The sequence below is a fragment of the Bartonella sp. W8122 genome, assembly GCF_016102485.1.
Classification (GTDB): domain Bacteria; phylum Pseudomonadota; class Alphaproteobacteria; order Rhizobiales; family Rhizobiaceae; genus Bartonella; species Bartonella apihabitans.
Genome location: NZ_JACFOO010000001.1, coordinates 1,317,420 through 1,338,981, shown reverse-complemented (window position 1 = coordinate 1,338,981; position 21,562 = coordinate 1,317,420). Strand labels below are relative to the sequence as shown.

Sequence of the window (21,562 nt, the reverse complement as noted above, 5' to 3'; positions counted from 1 at the left end):
ACAAAGTGAGGTGAAGTCGCAATGAAACATATCCTTACCTTGTCAGATAAAACACCGTTGTTTGAAGGACTAACCCGCTCGGTATACATCAATGAGCAAAATCCCGACTATCTGATAAAAATCCCCTCGCCCGCATGGCGTAAAAAAATCGCCGGTTTTTCGCGTCTACGACAATTAAGAAAAGCAATCGATATCAACTCGCCCAATACCCGCGAAATTCGGGAATATATGCGTCATTTTACCGATCCCGATATGGCAGAAAATGAAAAACATCTGATGCAGATTGCCGGAATCGTTTCAACAGACATCGGTTGGGGATTGCTCGTCAAGGCTGAACAGGATTCGTCGGGAAATTATGCAAAACCTTTTGGCGAATATCAAAATGATATTCCAAAATATCGTCAGCAAATTGAAGATTTCATACGCTGGGTAAAAACCACCAGCATTATTTGCTACGATCTGAAATTCGATAATATATTACTAAGCTCGAGAAACGGCACACCCACCCTTGTTCTCATAGATGGCATCGGGGAAACCGGACTTTTTCCATTGCGCGCATGGTGTCAAAAATATAACCGGGCAAAAAATATTCATGAACTTCACGAATTCACTGACGCACTGGCGCCATTTCTTGACTTGAAAAACCGCAAATAGCCATCAAGAAGACAATGAAAAGCCCGGCACTTGAGAAAAGACCGGGCTTTTAAAACATGGCAATGGATTATTTGTTGTTGACGGCGTCTTTCAAACCTTTGCCAGCCGAGAACTTAGGAACATTGCGGGCAGGAATGGTGATTTCTGCGCCTGTTGAAGGGTTGCGTCCTTTCGTGGCAGCACGGTGGGAAACTTCAAATGAACCAAAACCGGGAAGACGAACATCACCGCCATCTTTCAAAGCATCGGTGACAGAAGCAATAAATGCATCTACAGCAGAAGCCGCTTGAGTTTTTGTGATGCCGGCTTTTTCAGCGACAGAGCTGACCAATTCGTTCTTATTCATTGGATAATTCCTTTCTTTCTATTACCGGACAATAGTGATTCCACCGGTTGCGAGCGAGTTTATTGAAAACTATGGCAAACAGAAGCCAAATTTAAAAAAAAAAGCCTGAATCTTCGGGATAATCACAGTTATTCACGGAAAAAATAACGTAATTCACAATTGAAAAACGAAAATAACAAGAAAAGGCAGTCTAAACTGCCTTTTCTCAATGTTTGTATATGTGTCATTACTGACTTGTGATTCAGTGGGCTATAGAAGTAACGCCATCCTCATCACTCGATATATTGTTGGTAACCGGCGGATTTGCAGGTTCTACCCATTCAATCGGTTCGGGACGACGAACAAGTGCATGATCAAGAACTTCACTAGCAAAACTTACCGGAACAATTTCCATGTTGTTTTTGACATTATCAGGAATATCAACAAGGTCTTTTGCATTCTCTTCAGGAATGAGCACCTTCTTGATACCGCCGCGTAATGCTGCAAGCAATTTCTCTTTCAGCCCGCCAATCGGCAAAATCCGTCCACGCAACGTAATTTCGCCGGTCATCGCGATATCCTTGTGGACAGGTATACCGGTCAGAACCGAAACAATTGCCGTTACCATGGCAACACCTGCGGACGGACCGTCTTTTGGTGTTGCACCTTCGGGAACGTGAACGTGGATATCACGGCGTTCGAACAGAGGAGGTTCAATACCAAAATCCACAGCCCGCGAGCGGACATAGGATGCAGCAGCCGAAATTGACTCCTTCATAACATCGCGCAGATTACCGGTAACTGTCATACGGCCTTTACCCGGCATCATAACGCCTTCAATCGTGAGCAATTCACCGCCGACCTCGGTCCATGCGAGACCCGTAACAACACCGACCTGATCTTCACCTTCAATCTGACCGTAACGGAATATCTTGACGCCAAGAAACTCGTCGATATTGCTGTCATCGACTTTAACCGATTTCTTTTCTTTCTTGACAATCTCCGTCACAGCCTTGCGTGCAAGTTTCATCAATTCACGTTCAAGCCCGCGGACCCCTGCTTCGCGCGTATAATATTGAATGATCGAGCGGATCGCTTCATCAGTTACAACAAACTCTTTCTTCGAAAGTGAATGTTCTTTCATGACTTTCGGGAGAAGATGGCGTTTGGCAATTTCCATTTTCTCTTCTTCGGTGTAACCGGCAATACGAATGATCTCCATACGATCCATCAAAGGTTCCGGAATATTCAACGTATTTGCAGTTGTCACGAACATAACGTCCGACAGGTCATATTCGACCTCGAGATAGTGATCCATAAAGGTGTTATTCTGTTCTGGATCAAGCACCTCGAGTAATGCCGATGACGGATCGCCTCTGAAATCCTGCCCCATCTTGTCAATCTCGTCGAGAAGGAAAAGCGGATTGTTTTTCTTCGCCTTTTTCATCGACTGGATGATTTTGCCGGGCATGGATCCGATATAGGTACGACGATGACCACGAATTTCCGCTTCATCGCGCACTCCACCTAAGGACATACGCACATATTCACGTCCGGTCGCTTTGGCTATCGAACGAGCAAGCGATGTCTTACCAACTCCGGGCGGTCCAACGAGACAAATAATCGGCCCTTTTACTTTGGCTGCACGGCTTTGGACAGCAAGATATTCGACAATACGTTCTTTGACTTTCTCAAGACCGAAATGTTCCTCATCCATAACTTTTTCAGCATAGTTAAGGTCATTCTTGATCTTGGATTTTTTGCCCCACGGGATACCGAGGAGCCAATCAAGATAATTACGTATTACTGTCGCTTCAGCCGACATAGGAGACATATTGCGAAGTTTCTTGACTTCACCTTCTGCCTTTTCACGGGCTTCCTTCGACAATTTCGTTTTCTTGATGCGTTCTTCCAATTCAGAAATTTCGTCGTGGCCATCTTCGCCATCGCCCAATTCTTTCTGAATAGCCTTCATCTGCTCGTTAAGATAATATTCGCGTTGGGTTTTCTCCATTTGGCGTTTAACGCGCGAACGTATCCGTTTTTCAACTTGCAAGACAGAGATCTCGCCTTCCATAAAGGCAAGTGCTTTCTCGAGCCTTTCGCGAACAGACAATAATGCAAGCATTTCCTGTTTTTCGGAAAGCTTGATTGCCAGATGTGAAGCGACCGTATCGGCAAGTTTTGTTGCATCATCTATCTGGCTGACAGCACCAATGACTTCAGGAGAAATCTTCTTGTTCAATTTCACATAGTTTTCAAAGTCCGAGATGACCGAACGCATCAGTGCCTCGATCTCGACCTTGTCTTCTTCCGGTTCATCAAGTGGTGTTGCATAAGCTTGGTGATAGTCCGGATTATCCGAAAAACCGGTAATTTTGGCGCGTTTTACACCTTCCACCAGAACCTTGACAGTTCCGTCCGGCAATTTCAACAGCTGCAGCACATTCGCTAATGTACCAACATCATAAATATCGTCGGCCTTTGGATCATCGTCCGAAGCATTCTTCTGGGTAGCCAGCAGGATCTGCTTATCCTGACCCATCGCCTCTTCAAGAGCACGAATGGATTTTTCGCGACCAACGAATAGCGGCACAATCATATGGGGGAAGACAACAATATCGCGAAGCGGCAAAACAGCATAAAGCTTACTGCCGACATCCGCCGTCTTCTCTAAATCATGTTGCATAACATTTCCTTTCTGGAGCCTTGGGCTCGTTTGCAACGTCGGCACCCCTCATATTAAGCAGATACCCACGCACAAAGGGATTAGGTGGTGGCTCACCACCTATAAATCAAGAGCTACGCGATAACGAAAGACAAGATCGCCCGATATTTTAAACGCATAGGTGGTCGGATCTTATTGTCCGACCATCTGAAAAATCAAGCCGATGCATTTTCCTTGGAGTGGTCCCGCTCGGCATAGATGTAAAGCGGACGCGCTTTACCTTCTACAACGTCACTAGAAATGACCACTTCCTGAACACCTTCCAATGTAGGAAGTTCGAACATCGTATCCAGCAAAATCTTTTCCATGATGGAACGCAATCCGCGTGCGCCGGTTTTTCGCTCAATAGCTTTATTGGCAATTGCCCGTAATGCATCATCATGGAATGTCAATTTGACATCTTCCATTTCGAATAAGCGCTGATACTGCTTGACCAATGCATTTTTCGGCTGCGACAGGATTTGAACCAATGCATCCACATCCAGATCTTCCAAAGTTGCTATAACCGGCAGACGCCCGACAAATTCCGGAATTAAACCGAATTTCAACAGATCTTCCGGTTCGAGATCATGAAAAATCTCGCCAATACGACGTTCATCCGGTGCTTTGACTGTGGCACCGAACCCGATTGATGTTTTTTCTCCACGTGCAGAGATAATTTTTTCAAGGCCGGAAAATGCACCACCGCAAATAAACAGGATATTGGTTGTATCCACTTGCAAAAATTCTTGCTGCGGATGTTTGCGACCACCCTGCGGGGGAACCGACGCAACCGTACCTTCCATAATCTTCAACAATGCTTGCTGGACACCTTCGCCCGAGACATCACGTGTGATGGAGGGATTATCGGATTTACGCGAAATCTTATCAACCTCGTCAATATACACGATGCCGCGTTGTGCCCGCTCGACATTGTAATCGGCAGCTTGCAACAGCTTCAGAATAATATTCTCGACATCTTCACCGACATAGCCTGCTTCCGTCAAAGTGGTTGCATCGGCCATTGTAAACGGCACGTCAATAATTCTGGCAAGTGTTTGCGCCAGATAAGTTTTACCGCATCCTGTTGGTCCAACCAGCAGAATATTCGATTTCGACAATTCGATATCATTGCTTTTCGACTGGTTTGCCAAACGTTTGTAATGATTATGGACAGCAACTGCCAAAACACGCTTAGCATGTGACTGACCAATTACATAATCATCAAGAACAGCCATGATTTCCTGCGGTGTCGGAACGCCATCACGCGCTTTCACTCCGGAAGATTTATTTTCCTCACGGATAATATCCATACAAAGCTCGACACATTCGTCGCAAATGAACACCGTGGGTCCAGCGATAAGCTTACGCACCTCATGCTGACTTTTGCCGCAGAATGAGCAATAAAGCGTATTCTTCGAATCGCCCCCGTTATTACCAATTTTGCTCATTTCCTTTATCCTTTCGCCCGAATTGCATGAAATATTTTGCCTTTTCGGTTAAACTTTTCAAGCCCATTCCACCAAGAAACTAAAACAAATCAAAATTACGGCCATCAATGTAACCGTTTTTTCCCTAAAACATGTAAACGCTAAACGTTATTTTTTACTAAAAATCGGGAAGCGGCGATTTGATGGCTTCTTGTTTCAAAAATTATTGAAACGACCGCTACCCGATCTTGTAAAATTTAGTCGCTCTGTTCTTCTTCGGCCTCGGCACGATACTGGATGACCTCATCGATCAATCCGAATTCTTTCGCTTCATCTGCTGTCATAAAATGATCGCGGTCGAGTGTACGTTCGATGGTCTCATAATCCTGACCTGTATGATGAACATAAATTTCATTCAGCCGCCGCTTCATTTTGATGATATCTTGCGCATGACGCTCGATATCCGAAGCCTGCCCCTGAAAGCCGCCGGAAGGCTGATGCACCATAACGCGTGCGTTCGGCAATGCAAAACGATGCCCTTTGGCACCGGCAGTCAATAAAAGTGACCCCATAGAAGCTGCCTGCCCCATACAAAGAGTTGAAACAGCGGGACGGATGAATTGCATCGTGTCATAAATAGCCATACCCGAAGTGACAACGCCACCGGGAGAATTGATATAGAGGCTGATTTCCTTTTTCGGATTTTCTGCTTCGAGAAACAGGAGTTGGGCGCAGACAAGCATTGCCATGCTGTCTTCAATCGGGCCATTGATAAAGACAATTCTTTCCTTCAACAAGCGGGAAAAAATATCATAGGACCGTTCGCCGCGATTGGTCTGTTCCACAACTATTGGAACAAGATTGAGGGCAGTCTGGATCGGATCACTCATTTTCACTTCCATATTATACGAATCGTCGTTTGCGACCTGAAATGTCGTTATAACCAGAATATCAATCCATTAGAAGATCAATAGATTTTTGTTTTGCCTTAAACGCAAGGCCATCGGAACCGCCACCGGATGATTTGTGTGAGAATTATCTCAAGAAAATTACCATACGCTATTTCTTCATCAGAAATAGCGTTTTTATATGTGTTCATCCCGCTTCAACTTCAAGTCTTTCAACAAAGGCCCACACATTTATACAAACAACACTTACAATTGTTTTAACGTGGTACAGAAAAACACAACAGCAAGCGGCTTTATATAAAATTGATGATTTCAATTTCAACATCCGGTTATTGCAGTTGTTGCCCGACAGTCATGATACCCTGTCCGACCCAAATCCAAGGAAGTTGCTTTACGAGCACTTTCTAATTTTTTTGCTGTTCAACTATCTTGAAAAAACCGGGAATTCTTTTAGTTGCCCAGTCATAGAAACTTCCTTCTTTAATAGGGTCGTTTGTTCTTTCTTTTTTATGAACATGAAAACCTATAAAGCGTGGATCGTCGAGCGGCTCAAGACCATAAGCAGGATCAAAAATACGTTCGGTATCACGACCGGTCCAATAATAAAAAGTTTCCTTTTCTTTGGCCTCACCAAAAAAGCCGTATCTTTTGGCGAGCCTAGATATTCCGTCATTGCCAAAAACCGTGATTCCCAATCGTCCGGGGACAACAGGCAGTTTTTGTCTTTTGAGACGCCACGGTATCCATATTCCCCGATGAAAACCGAGCCAGTCCGGCACCATTTGGCCGCTTTCAAGATAGTCATCATATTTCTTGATGATAGGATTGTCAGCCGGAAGATAAAGCGCAGAAACCCCTACGCGCGAACGATTTTCTCGGGCAAGCCATACCTTTCCCTCTTCCGGATGGAATTGTTTGACAAGGTAGACATCGGTATCAAGCCAGACACCGGCGCGGTTTTTCATGAGCCTCACGCGAAATAGATCAGATAATTGCACAATTGTACGGATAGGTTTGAAATCCGGAAATTTCGGGTCAAGCCGGTAAAGTGTCGAAAGCGGCAATATTGGCTCTGCTTCAAGGAGTTCGACACCTTCAGGCACGTTTTCCACATTTCCATGGCTATAAAGTTTGACATGTTGACCGGTCATTACCATTGACGAAAGGCACAGCCAATCAATAGGACGCAAGCGATCTCCATACCAGAAAGTGCAGATATCCATTCGAAGACCTCTTAGAAATATTCCAGGCTGACACGAAACAGTTGTTCTACATCCCGTACTGCATCGGCCATTGCAAAAATGACAACCATATCGCCCGCAAGAACACGTGTATCCCCCTTTGGACGGATCATCGAATTGTCGCGATAGATAGCGCCAATACGCAAACCTTGAGGTAATTCGAGTTCTGACAAGGGCTTTCCGACAAGTGGAGACGTCTGCATAGCTTCTGCTTCAATAATTTCGGCTTCTCCGTTCGACACCGAATAGACCGAGCGAATACGCCCCCTACGCATTTGCTGAAGCACCTTTGAAATTGTGACACTGCGCGGATTAAGATGGGAATCAATCCCTACAGTTCTGGTAAATTCCTGAAAAGCAATATTGTTAATGAGAACCATATTCGACTTGCAACCAAACATTTTGGCCATAATGGCACTCAGCACATTGACCTGATCCTGATTTGTCAATGTTACGATCAGATCGGCCTGTTCGACATTGGCTTCCTGCAAAATCGCCGGATCAAGGGCACTACCATTCAGCACAACGGTACGATCCAATTGATCGGTGATAGCAAGCGCCCGCGCTTTATCCGCTTCGATAATGCGTAACCTTGCCTTGTGTTGACGTTTTTCCATTGCGCGGGCAACATAAAGTCCGATATGACCACCGCCTGCGATAATGATACGGTTTGCTGCCTGCTCGTCATGACCGAACAGCCCCAAAGCACGGCGCACCTGACTGCGTGAAGCGACAAGATAGGTGATGTCCCCCACTTTCAATTCTGTATCGGCATGGGCAATGAAGAGTTTCTTTCCCCTTTTGACGGCTGTCACAGTCGTTAGCAAATCCGGAAAAAGATCGGTCAATTGTCTAAGCGGTGTGTTGATGACGGGACAATCTTCCATACATTCAAGTGCTAAGGCAACAATTTCGTCATAACTGAAATAAAGAACGTCCAATGCACCTGGTAGAGCAATGCGGCGCAACACCATCTCGCCAACCTCGATTTCCGGCGAAATAACGACATCAATTGGCAAAGCATCGCGCTGGAACAAACCCTGATATTGCGGATCAAGATAGGATTGGTTACGAACACGTGCAATTTTTGTCGGCACATTGAAGAGCGCATGGGCAACCTGACATGCCACCATATTGACTTCATCGGAAAGCGTTACAGCAATGAGCATATCTGCTTCATCGGCACCGGCTGCGCGCAAAACATCAGGACGTGCGCCATGTCCGACAATACCCCGAACATCAAGAGTATCACGCACTTTTTCGATCAGCTTCGGCTCGATATCAATAACCGTAACGTCATGTTGTTCATTGGAAAGACGTTCTGCTATCCCGTAGCCGACCTGACCAGCCCCGCAAATGATGACGCGCATATTTTAAGAAACTCCAAGCGATTTCAGTTTACGGTGCAGTGCAGACCGCTCCATGCCGACGAATTCGGCAGTACGCGAAATATTACCACCAAACCGGTTGATTTGTGCAACCAGATATTCCTTTTCAAAAAGTTCTCGCGCTTCTCTTAACGGCAGCGCCATAATATGTAAATCCGAGTCAGTGGGTGCGCGTGGCAATGTATCGCCGACTTCTGCAGGCAGAAGTTCGGCCGTAATCGGACCGTCTCCTCCTTCGCCGCGTGCCAAAATCAACAAACGCTCGATATTATTGCGCAACTGTCTGATGTTTCCGGGCCAACTATGAGCCTGTAGAATTGCCATCGTATCATCACCGATTTCACGTGGTTTTATCCCAGCCTGCTCGGAAATCTGGTGCACAAAATAATGCACAAGTTCGGGAATATCCTCCCGATGGCTTGCAAGTGGTGGAACAGCAATCGGCACAACTGCCAGACGGTGGAACAGATCTTCACGAAAACGGCCTTCGGCAATCAACCCTTCCAGATTCTGTGCTGTTGACGAGATAACACGCACATCCACTTTAACGCGTTTGCTGCCCCCCACCCGTTCAAATGTCTGGTCGGTCAAAACGCGCAAAATCTTGCTTTGTGTTTCGCGCGGCATGTCCGCGATCTCGTCAATATAGAGAATGCCGCCATGTGCCTCTTCAAGAGCACCAACTTTACGCTCCCCTCCATCCATTTCGGTTCCAAAAAGTTCGATTTCCATTCTTTCAGGAGTAATGGTTGCCGCATTGATTGTCACAAATGGGCCGTTTGCACGGTTTGAAAGGGCATGGATTGCCCGCGCTGTCGTTTCTTTACCTGAACCTGATGGGCCGGTAATCATGATACGGCTATTGGTGGGCGCCACTTTTTCAATCGTCTGGCGCAAATGGTTCATCACAAGCGACTTGCCAAGCAATTCCGGCGTAACACTTGATTGTTTGCGCAATTCATTGACTTCGCGTTTCAACTTGGATGTTTCAAGGGCCCGCTCGGCAACCAAAATCAAACGATCCGCTTTGAACGGTTTTTCGATAAAATCATAAGCACCGCGTTTAATCGCCGAAACAGCCGTTTCGATATTTCCGTGGCCGGAAATCATCACAACGGGTAAATCAGGATAACGCGTTTTGATTTTATCAAGCAGTGCCAAACCATCCAGACGACTTCCCTGCAACCAGATGTCGAGAAAAATCAATCGCGGAACACGGTTTTCGATTTGCTGGAGTGCTTCGTCCGAATTGGCAGCGAGACGTGTTTCGTGCCCTTCATCCTCGAGTATTCCGCCGACCAGTTCGCGTATATCCGCTTCATCATCGACAATCAAAATATCTGAAGCCATCTTACTTAACCGTCCTATTTTTCAACATCTAGTTTAACAACATCGGATTTGCCATTACCTGCTGCCGGAAAGACCATACGGATCATTGCACCCCGACCATTATAAAAATTTACCGGTGCATCATGTAATTCCATATAGCCTCCATGTTCCTCTACAATTTTACGCACGATTGCCAGCCCCAATCCGGTCCCCTTCTCTCGTGTCGTTATATAGGGTTCCAATAATTTTTGTCTTTGTTCCTTGGGGAGGCCTTTGCCATTATCTATTATATCGGCAATAAGTTTATCCCCTTCGCGATAAGAACGCACGAGGATATGTCCCTCAATCGCTTTATCGACCGCAATTGCGTCAATTGCTTCACTTGCATTTTTTATCACATTTCCGAATGCCTGCCCGATGAGCCGGCTGTCAAATTCGCCCATGAGTGGCTCTTCTCCCAAATCCCGCTCGAATTTGATATCATGACGTGACACTTCAACAAGGAAAAAGGCCTCTCTTAACGGCTCCCGCATATCAAGCAGGTGCATTTCCGGCTTAGGCATTCGGGCAAAAGACGAGAACTCGTCGACCATTCTTCCGATATCGCCAACTTGCCGTATGATTGTGTCGACACATTGGTCAAAAACATCCCGATCATCCGTAATCACCTTACCATAACGCCGGCGTATGCGTTCGGCCGATAATTGTATCGGTGTCAGCGGATTTTTTATTTCATGGGCGATACGACGGGCAACATCGGCCCATGCACTCGACCTTTGAGCCTCCACAAGATCGGTTATGTCATCAATTGTTAAAACCCATGATTGCCCGTTACCATCGTTTTCCTCCATCGTAACCTGCACATTATAAACCCGATTACGTCCGTCTTGCGAAAGGGTAACCTGTTCGCGATGATTTTTGCGTCCCGATGAACGCGCAACCTCGAATACTTGTCCAATATCCGCATTGAGCGACATAAGACTTTTTCCGACAACTTCTTTCGGATCAAGATTGAACATCGTCTGTGCAGACCGATTGATAGTCGTAACATCCCCGTTTTCGTCAATTCCCGCAACGCCTGCATTAACACCGGCAAGGACTGCTTCCGAAAAACGACGTCTCTCGTCTATCTGGTCACGCGCAGAAATCAACTCATTGCGCTGACTTTTAAGCTCGCTCACCATATAATTGAATGTCCGGGACAGTTGACCGATGTCACCATCCTTGGCACGAACGGGAACCACAACATCCATATTGCCGGAAGCGACATCATCGGCAGCACCGATCAACAGACGGATAGGTCGCACCAAACGGTCTGCCACGGCAATACCTGTCCAGATTGCCGAAATCAGCAGACTGAGAAACAGACAAAGATAAAGGACAGCAAAAGCAATTTGTGTCGGAACACGGTTTTCATTAAGATCACGATAACGTGCGGTATTGGCTTCGGTCAGACGCAATGCCGATAAAACGCGTTCGTCGACGTCCCTTACAAGATAAAGAAATGTATTTGGTATATCGTTCAGTTTTAATATGATACCAAAATAATCATGCTCACCGGGTTGAAAAGTGAACGGACTACCATTTGTCGCTTGAACAATGAGATTTGCTGGCGGTATTGGCAATTTGTCCTCACCACCGAGATTACTTTGCAAAAAAACCGTGCCGTTCGGACTTAGCAAAAAAGCTCCGCGCAAATCCCGCCCTGCCGCATGGCGGGTGAGTTGCAACCTGTATTCGGTAGGATTTAATGCCAGAAGCCTGCGGTTATCGAGTGCAAGGGCCATAGCATATGAAGAATTTTTCAGGTTTTGCAATGTCTCATCTGCGTAACCATTGGCAAGATCAATCGAGGAAGCCACAATCTGTCTTGTTGTTGTATCAAACCAACGATCGAGCCCCTGATTGAGTGTTACACCGGCAACAATTGCAACCACAACGGCAGGCAATGTTGCAACAAGTGCAAAAAGCGAAATTATTCTGACGTGAAGTCTTGAAGCAGCCCTTCTTGCTCTCCACGCTTGAATAATCGGCATTAACTCATAGCAAGCGATAGCTATAAGCCCGAGCACCCATACGCTATTGACGGCAATGAGGACAAGCGTCACGAAAGTGCTTGGAATAATCGGCGTAAAACCCAACAGAATAGCAAAAGAGACAACTGCCGTTAGCAAAGCCAATGCAATAACCATGATTCCGAAGAATGCATGCATATTCCGTCGTTTGACGCCATATAAGCTTTTATCTTCCGGTTTTACCAATTCGCGATTCTTCCCGATCCAACCCATTGTTTCGACAATGATGCAACACTTTGTGGCGAAAATGCAACAGAAAGAATTGAACGGCCATCAAATATAGGTAAATTTCGGCAACCGGAATGAAAAATGGAATTTTTATACGGCGTTATTTGCCATTTTCCCGATCATCGGGAGTATTTTCTGACCTAAAAAATCAAATCACGTCCACCCGTCACAATAAGTGATAAAGAAGATGCCTACACGTACTGGTATCTTGAAGCCGAAAGAGTTGATTGACGCAGAAACCGGTGAAGCAGTCATGGCATCTATAATTCATATTATAGAGAAGGCTGATGAAGACCATTTTGTAAATGTTTTTGCTGATGGCGTTAAAGCAGCGTTTGACTTAGCAAAGACCGGATACCGTTTATTTCAGACCATTCTTCAAGAGTATCAATCCTCAAAGATGACAGGAGGTTACAGCGATATGGTCGCCCTCTTTTTCTTGCGTGATGGCTTGAATGGTGCTCCTGTTGATATGTCTGAAAACTCTTTTCAATCTGACCTAAAAAGAACTCATTGGAAAAGCGTTTTTATATCCCGAAGCTCCAAATCAATATCAGGTAAATCCTGCTCTATTTTTTAAGGGAGATCGAATTGCCTTTACGTGTGAATATCGCAAAACACCTAAAGGACAAACAAATAACACTTAATTACCGCTAAGAGCATGAGGCAAAACACTGCATCCATACAAAATCTGGCGCCAAGTAGATTTATCAAGGATTAAATGGCTGTACCTGTACTGCTCGCTGAGCGCCCATCGGGCGCGCAGTGAACATGCTTTTGGCCTATCGCCCAAGCAACGCTCATCCCTGCGCACCCTATTCATGCGACACACATGTATTTAGCTGTTTTAGAGGCTGAACTTGAAGCTGCTGCCAGCATAATTGATGATTTTAAAAAATCGTTATGCCTGGTGAGAGCAAACACAAAATGTATCACGGCCTCAGTGGGAAAAAATAGCACTATGATGGACTAATTTCTTCGATTTCTATTGAGATATAATACTATATAATATGATATTATATCTTTTAGGCTGTTAACGAACCAAAAACCTCCGATCCTGGTCATTTTCAAAAAGCGCTCATACTAATTAGATATAGAAGCGACAAGCATACCCTTTGTTATTATTTGTTTTATTTGAGATAAATTTAAACAACGTGCTGGTATTTTGTATTCTACATAAATGTCCTTTAGAGCGTTTTAAGATCTTCACTGATTTTATCCGCTGTTGTTAAAACATATGCAGCTATAACTTGTCCTTGAGTTGACCTCGAATCAATTGCTTGTTTCAATTGCTCTGCTACTTCAACACCTATTTCACCAATGTAGTTTTTTACTTGAATAACGATTATCCATGGGGCTAGTTCATCAAACGGATTTGGGATGTTAATTACAATATCAGCTCCACATTCCGATGGTCCACCTGTATGCTCAATCTGAATATTTCTCATTAATGGATCCAAAGCATAGCACAAAACAGGTTCCCACTCTGCTCCTTGTAAAACACTACGTAATTTTTTGACAATCGTCTCTGATAAATTATCTACACTTGTTATAATATCCGCGGCCACGGTCCGCTTAGCGCGGTCCACATGATCAGCCCCTTCACGCAGAACGGATTCCTTTCCTTTTTCTACCAATGAAATAATCTTATCAACACAGTCTTTGTATGGATTAATATTCCACAATCTCCCCCTACATCTTAAAGACTGTCGCAATGCTGCATCAACATTTTCATTAGAATAGGCAACTCCACCTCTGGTGATAACTTCAACAGGAAGCATATGCCTCAAATCGTGAACGTCTGTATCCTTACTATAAGAATAATCACCAGTGACACGGCATAAAGTAAAGAAGCCATCATTAGACATATTAGGAACGAGGATGATATCACCTACTTGAATAGGCTTCCAAGAAGCTGGAAGATATTTTCCAAGCATCTTTGCGTTCCTCCATGCATCTAGTTCATGAGATGAATATTCTTTCCAATCAAAATTAGGAGCTTTTTGTTTAGCATATATTTTTCTTAAATCTTGTTCGTCACAGTAGCCCCACCCCTGCCGAAGTATGCCTTTATTTTCCAATTCATTTCTTACAAAATTAATATGTTTTTCTGAATTTCGCGAAGTACGCATTGCCCAAATATTCATCAAGTTTTTCTTCCCTTAATTTAGAGCCTATACTTGGCTCCAAGTTTGTCTAAACGGTTCAACGTTAAGTTTCAATATGGCAAGTTTACCCAAATATGTAGATTAACTTAAACCAAATCATAGTTCACTATTTTTAAACCTCTAAAAACTTGTAAATCACAAATACGCACAGCGTTTTCACACGTGAAATGCAATGGTACAAGCAACAAAAATGAAGATTGTTAAAGGTCAAAAATTTTCGAACAACAAAGAACCCTTTCACTAAGCCTTTTAGGTCTTTTTTTTTCAAATTTTTTCAAATATTTTTTTGAGCGGGTTTGTTCTCTTACCTGTTCGTGTTGTTTTACGATTGATTTAATTTATTCAATTGCCCGATTTGTACTTGATAATTTTCCAACCGCTGAATTAATGGTTTGAACACTTCGGCTAATGTTTTCTCAATATTCGTTAGCCGCGTTTCAACTGTTTTCAGCCTTCTTCCTCCAGAACCTTGATATTTCAGCCTATTTAACACCAGAGAGTCTTCCACGAGCGTTTCTATTTATTTGCCGATCAATTTTTCCCTATCTCGCGTCCTCAGGGCGTTCTCTGTGACTTTCTTTATGGTTCCGGCATGTTCAGGTGAATACGGGTTAGCCCACTGATTTTCTGAATTCAGCACATTTTGCAGAGGATAGAAAAACTTTTGCCAATTTGGTGGCGTAATATTTTTACGGTTTGCCAGTTGTTAGTTCCGTCCGCGTCGTCACAAAATGCAATTTTATGCGGCCGCCTTCGGTATGTTGATGCCGAACTTATAAATAACGTATTGGTCTGGCTTCAAACCAGCAAAAGCGGCCTTTTCAAACTCGTCCATGACCTGTTCTTGCTGTTCTGGTGTCAGTACACTATCGGATGTCCTGCCTCCCCTCTCCTTTCATTAAGGAACTTTTTCACCCGAATTGGCTTTCTAGTATTATATGGTTTTAATGGAATCAAAAACGTCTATCCGCTTGCACATAATTTCATGGGCAGAGATTTTCATTCCACTTTGTAAAATCGACTTAATGGTGCAGTGAAGTACCACTCGTACCTTTTACATGCACAATGTGCCAAAATCGGCCTTGATCCATTGTTGAATTATTGTCCAGACTGATTTTCGGTTGTTCGCGCTCACTGAACGATCAAGGGGCTATAAAACAAAAATTTGCTTCGCTATATAGACTGAACAATCAGGTGCCGAAAAAGGGCAGAAATTGCGTGCCTTGAACTAAAAAACCGTCTTTATTAAAATCCTCCCTAAGTGGGGTGGAATAGTCATTTCAGCTAAGTTTTAGTAAAACCTTCTAAAAAAAGTAAAGAAAACATCTTCACATTTTTAAGAATCGTTCTAAATTATAGAGAGATGTCTCTAACAGAAAGGAATGGAAATGCGGCTCACAAAACAGACGAATTATGCCATCCGGATGTTGATGTATTGCGCTGCTAACGAAGGAGAGTTGAGCCGCGTACCGGAAATTGCCAAAGCCTATTCGGTTTCCGAACTGTTTTTGTTCAAAATTCTTCATCCACTGGTCGAAGCCGGATTAATGCAAACCGTGCGTGGACGTAATGGCGGCGTTAAGCTTGCCAAGCCGGCTGACGAGATTTTTGTTTCCGACGTTGTGAAAGTTACAGAAGAAAATTTTGCAATGGCGGAGTGCTTTGAAAGTGGTGCCATTGAATGCCCATTGGTGAATTCGTGCGGCCTCAATGCAACATTGAGTAAGGCTTTAAAAGCTTTTTTCGACGTGTTGAAGGCAACTTCCATTGCCGATTTGCAACGGCCAACTTTCAGGGAACGTCTCGGTATCCATGAACATGACGAGCATGATGAAAACGCGAAAGTTTTGAACTAATATCCCAGTCGGAATTCACGTTATAATCTATTGTTTTGTTGTTATAATCAATTTTGAAGGGGCGCATCATATCCAACGCAGCCATCATATTAGCCGCTGGCAGGGGTGAACGCATTGGTTCGCCTGAAAATGGCCCCAAACAATATCGACCGCTCGGCGGTCATGCAGTCATTTTTCACACGCTCAAGCGTTTTCTGGATAGCGGGCTGTTTTCAACCATCATATTGGTCATCCATCGCGATGACGAAATGCTTTGTCAAAAAGCAATTGGTGACTTGGCAGACCATGTCACGATTGTTCACGGTGGAAACACACGACAGATATCGACCCTTTGCGGTCTCCGCGCATTGAATAGTCTGAGTGTAGCCAACAAACCTCAATATGTATTTATTCATGATGGTGCACGGCCTTTTGTTTCCGGTTTACTTCTGGAACGGATTGATAATGCGCTGTCTCAAGATTTCGGAATCTTACCTGCTGTAGCCGTTTCCGATACACTAAAACGTGCCGATGATAACGGCATAGTTGTCGAGACGGTGCCGCGCGATCATCTCTTCGGGGCGCAAACGCCGCAGGCATTTCCTTTTTCTAAAATTTTAAAATTGCATGAAAAAGCCGCTAACCTCGGATTAACCGGTTTTACCGACGATTGTGCCTTGGCGGAATGGGCGGGGTTCGGTATAAAACTTGTGGCCGGCAGCAGTGAAAATATGAAAATTACCTGGCCTGTAGATCTTGCTATTGCCGAATTGCGTATGAAAAAGGAAGCCATGACAAATCAGGAAAACCAGACCCCCGCTTCTTTCCAATTTCCGGATGTTCGCACCGGTAATGGATATGATGTCCATCCATTCGAACCGGGCGACGGAGTGACCCTTTGCGGCGTAAAAATCGCTTATGAAAAGAAATTGAGCGGCCATTCCGATGCCGATGTCGCTCTTCACGCTTTGACGGATGCATTGCTTGCTACACGGGGTGTTGGAGATATCGGTACACATTTTCCCCCTTCCGACCCGCAATGGAAGGATGTCTCGTCCGATATTTTTGTGCGTCATGCGGTCTCCATCATAAAAGAATCCAAAGGGCGCATCGCCAATGTGGATATTACGCTGATTGCAGAAGCGCCGAAGGTTGGTCCTCACCGCAAGGAAATGACCGAAAAACTCATGGATATGCTCGGCATATCTGCCGACCGTATTTCGGTCAAAGCCACAACCAACGAAAAATTGGGATTTGTCGGGCGCAAAGAAGGAATTGCTGCAATTGCAACTGCGACAGTTATCTATCCGGGGAGTGTTCCAGAATGACTCTTATTGCTGAAGCCAAGGCAAAAAAAGTTCTTGAAGCCTGCCGTTTACACAATTTGAAACTGGCAACTGTGGAATCCTGCACAGGTGGCTTGATCATCGGCAGCCTGACCGACATTGCAGGGTCGTCCGACGTTGTGGAATGTGGCTTCATTACCTATTCCAACGAGGCAAAAAATAGGCTCGTCGGTGTGCCTTCCGATATGATCAAAACATTTGGTGCTGTGTCGAAAGAAGTCGCTATTGCAATGGCCGAAGGCGGTATAAAACACTCAGGTGCCGACATTGCTGTTTCGGTTACAGGGGTTGCGGGCCCGGGTGGCGGCAGTGCCGAAAAGCCGGTCGGACTTGTCCACATGGCTGTTGCTTTGACAAATAAGCCGACACTACATTTTGAAGCCCGATTTGGCGATCTTGGTCGCGAAAACGTTCGTCATGCGACTGTTGAACGGGCGTTGAGCCTCGTTTTAGAGGCGATCGACAAAGCTTAGCCTTATGATGATTGCTGCGCGTTACCCCCCACTAAGCGGCCAGTGCGGTTTCAGTCTGGTACGGAAGTCAATACCTTCCTTAGCTTTAATCGCAGTTTGCGATGGAGATTGACTTCAGACCACCGGTTACGGTCAAAGCTCCTCGGGGAATTTAAACCGGACCGGAAGAAATCAAATAACGGTTCTTAATCAAGCTTGGCGAAATCTATATTTGTCGCCAATTTTTTCACCCGCAACATTATGCTATTAGGCACCCTCCCCTCTGACATAAGTTAAAGTTTTTCAGATTTAATACAGGCAATCTTGATAGTGCCTTAAAATCGGTATGAAGAGCGCGGCCTTGAACTATCCGATTTAAAGGCGTTCATGAGCAAGTTTGCTCCCCGTTCCGACGATAAAATCGTACAACCTTTTGGAGCTATGTGAACCTATCGCAGTTGAAATAATTCCCGATGAAAATGCCGACGGGCAAAGCCACTTTTAACCATGTCATCTTCCAGCGTCTCACCGAATTTTATAGGCCCGCAAAACCATATTGACGATTGTTTCCAGTTCACAAATAGGTGCCTTAACAAGGATCCATTGAACCTTCCCTCTTCAGGCGTTAGCCAAATTTTCAATCTGATACCAGCCGATTGCGCCAATTCGACAAGCTTTTGTTTCTCGCTTCCACTAATCGTTTGGGCAACATAAACAAAGTCTATTTGTGCTTTATTGTTTTTCTTTGATGAAGCCAACTCGTCAAGTCTTGCAAGAAATGGCGTAATTCCTATGCCTGCGCCAATCCATATTTGTTCGGGTAATTTGTCGTCGCTAAAACAAAACTTTCCGTAAGGCCCGTCAACGCGCGCTTTCCTGCCGGTTAGATTCTGTTTTACGAGTTTATCGGTATAGTCTCCCAAACCTTTAACAAAAAACGTCAAAAAGGGTTTTTGCGGATTCCAATGGGACGCTATTGTGAAAGGATGTGCGCCTTCTCCTTTATCCAGTGTGACGAATGCGAATTGTCCGCTTTTATGACCGGCCCAATTATTGGAAACTTTTAAAGTCAAGCGTACTGCATCATTGGCTTTATCAATCGCATAGTCCGTCACTATCGCCGCGATATGACGGCCGAAGCCGAACCGTTTGAGCAAAACTGTAATTGCAGCAATGACCCCAAAAATTGATGAAACACCTACCAACAAACCGAATGGCTCGCCCCAATAGGCAAATTTTGTCAACACAACCGCATGAAACACTAAAACAAGATATACCGCTGCAAAAATTGTATGGACATGAGCAAAAAACCGGTAAGGAATAAGCTTTATCAACGCAACAAGACACAAAACAACCGCTATATAAAAAGCCCATTCCCCAAAAAACTCGGCATTCTTTCTGGAAATCGAGAACACATATTCAAGCCCGACTTTTTGAGGCAAATTGGCTATATCAATATGTTGACGAACAGGCTTTACGAGCCATCCCCAGCCGACGGCCCATTTTGTTCCTTTGGCAAGGAGAAAATGGATAACAGCGGTAACAAGTGCGGTAATGCCAAGCCATTTATGAAGCCGATAGGCTTTATCAAGCCCACCCAATGCATCATCTATCACTCTAAGACGACAGGCAATTACCACGTCCATACTCATTGCCACAAAAGCGAGAAGACCTGTGAGCTGGATGGCTTCCCGCCTGAAAGCAAAATAACCATCTTTGATGCCGTAAAATTCGCCGGTTGCCAACCAGACCGCGATACAAATGAAAATGAACACAAAATACGTAATCTTCAAGTTTCTCATCAAGAGCCATAACCTGTCTTCTGTTTTTCATCAGAAAATAGAATGGAATTGATAAAATTAAAACTTAAACTTATTTAATATATTGATTTCATTAAACTTTATAATTTTTATCCAGTTTAAAACCACATTTTGAAAACTGCTTTCAAAATGTTTTTTAAATCAGATAGCAAACTTCGTGATTAAACCGTCTTCAGGCCTCTGCCGCCCCGTAAATCTTGTCTGCCCGCATCTCGAAAGCTTCGGTAAAACGCTTGAATGCTATATCGAACATAGCGCCCATAAGCATGCCAAGCATCCGGCTTTTAAACTCGTAATCAATATAGAATTCGACTTCGCATGATTTGCCATCTTCAAGGGGCTTGAATATCCAGCGGTTTTCAAGGTAGCGGAATGGCCCGTCAATATAACGAACATCAATACGCCGCTCTTCTTTATCCAAAAGAACCTGCGTCGTGAAAGTTTCCCTGATCATTTTATAGCCAACTGTCATATCGGCAGTAAGCAGGGTTTTATTTCCCCTCTCTTCGCTCGAGCGAACGTTGAGGGATTCACACATGGGCAAAAATTCGGGATATCGTTCAACATCCGAAACAAGATTGAACATCTCAAGATCGGTATGCTGAACTTTCCGCTGGGTATTAAATTTTGGCATTCTTTATCCGCGTTGATGAGCCAGCTTTTCTGCGCGAGCTTTTCTCAGTGCTTCAAAATCTTCGCCCGCATGGTGTGACGAACGGGTTAGCGGACTTGAAGACATATGAAGGAACCCCTTGGTTTTGCCAATAATGGCGTAGGATTTGAACTCTTCCGGCGTAACAAAGCGGATAACAGGATGATGTTTACGCGTTGGCTGCAAATATTGGCCAATGGTCATGAAATCAACATCGGCCGAACGCAAATCATCCATCAATTGAAGAACTTCATTCCGTTCTTCACCAAGTCCGACCATAATACCGGACTTTGTAAAGATGGATGGATCAAGCTCCTTGACCCGCTGCAATAGTCTGATCGAGTGGAAATAACGCGCACCCGGACGCACCGTCAGGTATTTTGACGGCACAGTTTCAAGATTATGGTTAAATACATCCGGCTTGGCCGCAACCACAGTTTCGAGAGCACCTTCCTTATGACGAAAATCAGGTGTGAGGATTTCAATGGTGGTACCAGGTGACTTTCTTCTGATTGCATGAATGACATCGGCATAATGCTGGGCACCACCATCGGGAAGATCATCACGATCAACAGAAGTGATTACCACATGTTTAAGCGCCATTTGTTTGACTGCATCGGCAACGCGTTCCGGTTCATCCTTATCGACAGGAAGAGGTATACCGGTTGCAACATTACAAAAGGCACATGCACGGGTGCATATTGCCCCCAAAATCATGAAACTTGCGTGCCTTTGAGTCCAGCATTCACCAACATTCGGGCATCCGGCTTCTTCGCAAACTGTCACCAGATTGTTGTCACGCACAATATGACGGGTTTCCGCATATTGCCCACGCAATGACGGCGCTTTCACCCTGATCCAATCAGGCTTTTTCAAAACCTCTGAATCCGGTCGATTGGCTTTTTCCGGATGCCGGACCCGTTTCTGCGATAAAGTGTCAACAACGGTAACCATTTAGTACCTCACGCTCTTTCTCCCCTCATATGGAGTATAAGCAATAAGAA

General features: G+C 44.7%; 17 protein-coding genes. 5 read left to right on the top strand and 12 right to left on the bottom strand.

Translation table 11 applies throughout. The features are described from left to right. Positions 1–21 precede the first annotated feature (21 nt). Positions 22–654, top strand: coding sequence for a YrbL family protein (locus tag H3S83_RS05890; RefSeq protein ID WP_198239170.1), 633 nt, complete (start codon positions 22–24; stop codon positions 652–654). Between the two features lie 67 nt (positions 655–721). Here the strand turns inward: H3S83_RS05890 and H3S83_RS05885 are convergent, their stop codons facing one another. From H3S83_RS05885 to H3S83_RS05850, 8 genes are all read right to left on the bottom strand, one after another. Continuing rightward, positions 722–1,000, bottom strand: coding sequence for an HU family DNA-binding protein (locus H3S83_RS05885; RefSeq protein WP_077971136.1), 279 nt, complete (start codon positions 998–1,000; stop codon positions 722–724). A 241-nt stretch (positions 1,001–1,241) separates the two neighbouring features. Then, on the bottom strand, positions 1,242–3,668 hold the full coding sequence (lon, locus tag H3S83_RS05880) for an endopeptidase La (RefSeq protein ID WP_077971135.1): 2,427 nt from the start codon (positions 3,666–3,668) through the stop codon (positions 1,242–1,244). Between the two features lie 194 nt (positions 3,669–3,862). After that, entirely contained in the window at positions 3,863–5,137 is a 1,275-nt protein-coding gene (gene clpX / locus H3S83_RS05875; RefSeq protein ID WP_077971134.1) for an ATP-dependent Clp protease ATP-binding subunit ClpX, read from the bottom strand. Positions 5,138–5,373: 236 nt separating this feature from the next. Next, entirely contained in the window at positions 5,374–6,006 is a 633-nt protein-coding gene (clpP, locus tag H3S83_RS05870; RefSeq protein ID WP_077971133.1) for an ATP-dependent Clp endopeptidase proteolytic subunit ClpP, read from the bottom strand. Positions 6,007–6,428: 422 nt separating this feature from the next. Continuing rightward, entirely contained in the window at positions 6,429–7,247 is an 819-nt protein-coding gene (locus H3S83_RS05865) for a hypothetical protein (protein WP_198239169.1), read from the bottom strand. An 11-nt stretch (positions 7,248–7,258) separates the two neighbouring features. Beyond that, the gene (gene trkA, locus H3S83_RS05860; protein ID WP_077971131.1) at positions 7,259–8,635 is read right to left on the bottom strand and encodes a Trk system potassium transporter TrkA; all 1,377 of its coding nucleotides are present in this window, start codon (positions 8,633–8,635) and stop codon (positions 7,259–7,261) included. Positions 8,636–8,638: 3 nt separating this feature from the next. Next, positions 8,639–10,003: a sigma-54 dependent transcriptional regulator gene (locus H3S83_RS05855; protein ID WP_077971127.1), complete on the bottom strand. Its 1,365-nt coding sequence runs from the start codon at positions 10,001–10,003 to the stop codon at positions 8,639–8,641. Between the two features lie 14 nt (positions 10,004–10,017). Then, on the bottom strand, positions 10,018–12,270 hold the full coding sequence (locus H3S83_RS05850) for a PAS domain-containing sensor histidine kinase (RefSeq protein WP_198239168.1): 2,253 nt from the start codon (positions 12,268–12,270) through the stop codon (positions 10,018–10,020). A gap of 202 nt (positions 12,271–12,472) precedes the next feature. On the opposite strand from H3S83_RS05850, the gene H3S83_RS05845 reads away from it, so the two are divergent. Next, a complete protein-coding gene (locus H3S83_RS05845) occupies positions 12,473–12,865 on the top strand; it encodes a hypothetical protein (protein WP_198239167.1) in 393 nt (130 codons plus the stop codon). 607 nt (positions 12,866–13,472) lie between these two features. Here H3S83_RS05845 and H3S83_RS05840 read toward each other — a convergent pair. After that, the gene (locus tag H3S83_RS05840; RefSeq protein ID WP_198239166.1) at positions 13,473–14,432 is read right to left on the bottom strand and encodes a restriction endonuclease; all 960 of its coding nucleotides are present in this window, start codon (positions 14,430–14,432) and stop codon (positions 13,473–13,475) included. Positions 14,433–15,841: 1,409 nt separating this feature from the next. Between H3S83_RS05840 and rirA the strand changes: the two genes are divergently transcribed. Genes rirA through H3S83_RS05825 form a run of 3 tightly spaced genes read left to right on the top strand, consistent with a single transcriptional unit; the run spans position 15,842 to position 18,107 of the window. Further along, positions 15,842–16,309, top strand: coding sequence for an iron-responsive transcriptional regulator RirA (rirA, locus tag H3S83_RS05835; protein ID WP_077971124.1), 468 nt, complete (start codon positions 15,842–15,844; stop codon positions 16,307–16,309). Positions 16,310–16,359: 50 nt separating this feature from the next. Further along, positions 16,360–17,616, top strand: coding sequence for a bifunctional 2-C-methyl-D-erythritol 4-phosphate cytidylyltransferase/2-C-methyl-D-erythritol 2,4-cyclodiphosphate synthase (locus H3S83_RS05830; RefSeq protein WP_370541363.1), 1,257 nt, complete (start codon positions 16,360–16,362; stop codon positions 17,614–17,616). Then, positions 17,613–18,107 carry a CinA family protein gene (locus H3S83_RS05825; protein WP_198239165.1) on the top strand — a complete coding sequence of 165 codons (495 nt, stop codon included), beginning with the start codon at positions 17,613–17,615 and terminating at the stop codon, positions 18,105–18,107. The genes H3S83_RS05830 and H3S83_RS05825 overlap by 4 nt, the downstream gene beginning before the upstream one ends. Positions 18,108–18,535: 428 nt before the next feature. On the opposite strand, the gene H3S83_RS05820 is transcribed toward H3S83_RS05825, so the two are convergent. From H3S83_RS05820 to lipA, 3 genes are all read right to left on the bottom strand, one after another. Then, on the bottom strand, positions 18,536–19,888 hold the full coding sequence (locus H3S83_RS05820; RefSeq protein WP_198232931.1) for a ferric reductase-like transmembrane domain-containing protein: 1,353 nt from the start codon (positions 19,886–19,888) through the stop codon (positions 18,536–18,538). 190 nt (positions 19,889–20,078) lie between these two features. Beyond that, the gene (locus H3S83_RS05815) at positions 20,079–20,540 is read right to left on the bottom strand and encodes a type II toxin-antitoxin system RatA family toxin (RefSeq protein WP_077971118.1); all 462 of its coding nucleotides are present in this window, start codon (positions 20,538–20,540) and stop codon (positions 20,079–20,081) included. Positions 20,541–20,543: 3 nt separating this feature from the next. Further along, positions 20,544–21,512: a lipoyl synthase gene (gene lipA, locus H3S83_RS05810; RefSeq protein ID WP_075869990.1), complete on the bottom strand. Its 969-nt coding sequence runs from the start codon at positions 21,510–21,512 to the stop codon at positions 20,544–20,546. Between the last annotated feature and the right edge of the window lie 50 nt (positions 21,513–21,562).